This is a genomic window from Bradyrhizobium sp. 31Argb, assembly GCF_043638955.1.
In the GTDB taxonomy this organism is placed as follows: domain Bacteria; phylum Pseudomonadota; class Alphaproteobacteria; order Rhizobiales; family Xanthobacteraceae; genus Bradyrhizobium.
This window is the reverse complement of record NZ_JBEGDB010000548.1, coordinates 1-1,933: the sequence shown is the minus strand read 5'-3', so window position 1 is coordinate 1,933 and position 1,933 is coordinate 1. Positions and strand designations below refer to the sequence as shown.

1 protein-coding gene is annotated in these 1,933 nt (G+C 54.6%); it reads left to right on the top strand.

From position 1 onward, the window contains the following. Window positions 1-1,214: 1,214 nt before the first annotated feature. The gene (locus tag AAFX91_RS41225; protein ID WP_394570301.1) at window positions 1,215-1,907 is read left to right on the top strand and encodes a LuxR C-terminal-related transcriptional regulator; all 693 of its coding nucleotides are present in this window, start codon (window positions 1,215-1,217) and stop codon (window positions 1,905-1,907) included. The last annotated feature ends 26 nt before the right edge of the window (window positions 1,908-1,933 follow it).

Sequence of the window (1,933 nt, the reverse complement as noted above, 5' to 3'; positions counted from 1 at the left end):
AACTCTAACCCCTGATGAGCCAGAGCCTCCCTTCTCGAAAAGCTTGATCTGTCTCAAATTATCTGACGACGGACACCCGATGATCACGAACCTAGAAATATCGCCACGGACAAGCACGCGCCATTTGTGCGTTAGGAACTTTGTTCAATCTCATGATCCTTCTAAAATTTGCACTGCCGCAGACAGGACAGAAGTACCAAGACTCACTTACGATTACCCTCGGACCCGGACTGGGATTGATACCGCACATCGTTCGATGACATTGAAAACCGTCACAAGCATCATAACCCATGAGTGCAATTTCAGGGGCGGGATAACCTGAACAATACACTTTCGTTCCAGTCCAGCATTCGCCACCGTCCCCTTTTGGATCACTCTTCACGTATGTCATTCCCAGATCAGTGCAGTCTGCTGGCGATCCAGAGCAAAATGGGGCTGTCCCGATCCACATCCCTGGCTCCGCAAATGCATTCCCGCTTAGCAAGATAGCGGTTACTGCGAAGACTATCCTGAATAGGATCATAGAAGCCTTCCTATCTGTGACAGATGTGGAGGGGGCTCCAGGGTGGATACCCTGACCCACCGCAGAAAGATATTTGAGCAACCAAAGACGCCTGTAAAGAAAGATCCGCATGTCGCACGACTTACCAGTGGTCAGTCGCGCTCATTGCTTTCATTTTACTTCATGATCTCGCGGAGAGACTTCGGCCGCGGAGGTGACCTGTAGCGGCCCTCCCACCAGGCCGCTATCACGCCCTCGAAGGGAGCTTCCCCAGAGTGCAGCTCGGCATTCCGCTATCGGTTCTGACTAGCGTTCGCCGCGCTGAGACGCGTCGGCGCTTTTGAGACCGGGCTTGGCCTGCGGTTATTCGAACGGATGCCGACCGGTGTTTTGATCTCAGGCGGCGAGGAGCTCATCGCGGCGGCTGGTCAAATCGAGGATACTGTGACGAGCCTGAGCGCAAACTGGAGGCAAGCTGGCTGGACTGGATTTCGAAAGCGTCACTGGCGGCGATTCCTCTGACGGATGATCAAGGGTGTACGCCACGAGTGTTAGGCCTTGATCAAGTTAATAGTGACTTGTTGAATTTGCCATAGATGTGAGGTATCTTGTGTTCAACTTTAGGGGGGCCCCGTGCGCGCCTCACGACAAAAACACAGAAGCTGGAGCATCAAGCTTACGCCCAAGCACTTAGGGCTTCATGGAGGGCAAGATGACAGTTCCGAGCGCCGAACTTGGCATTTTAATTGTCGACACTCTCCCGCTGCGAAGTCTAGGCCTTACCAGCATTCTTGGCCGTTTGGATCATTCGGCCGCCCGCAGTAAGTTTCGGCTGACTGTACATACTCCGGACCAAGCAGAACGGTTGATTGATGCGGACGCGAATTGTGAAATGCTGGTTTATAATGCTGGCAGCGGTTCGATTGCAGACAGCGATAATATGCAAAGGATCAAGGTCCTCAGGGCGCTCGCTCCCGACGTGCCTCTCGTGATTTTTTCGGAAAGGGAAAGTCGCGAGGAGATTATCTCAGCGTTGAATGTTGGTGCGCAAGGAATCGTTAATGCCGGAACAGACGAGGAACTAGCGCTACAGGCCTTCTCGCTCATACTCAACGGCGGATCATATTTTCCGTCGGCGATGCGGCCAAAACGGAGTTGTGCGGCGCAGCGGCATCCGGCGGTCGATAGCAACCCCGCCCTCTCTTGCGGCATAAGAGATGGCAACGGCGGCGAAGAAGATTTGGCAGACCCAGGTCCGAGAAATCGCAACCTAACAGCGAGGCAGAACGCTGTCCTGGAACTCCTGAGCCGTGGCGAGTCGAACAAGGCCATTGCGCGCCGGCTCGGGATGAGGGTAAGCGGTAAGAGCTCCCACGTCCGCAGTGATCAGCGGGCGCGTGCGTAGCGGATCGGCATCCAGTATTGGCGCAG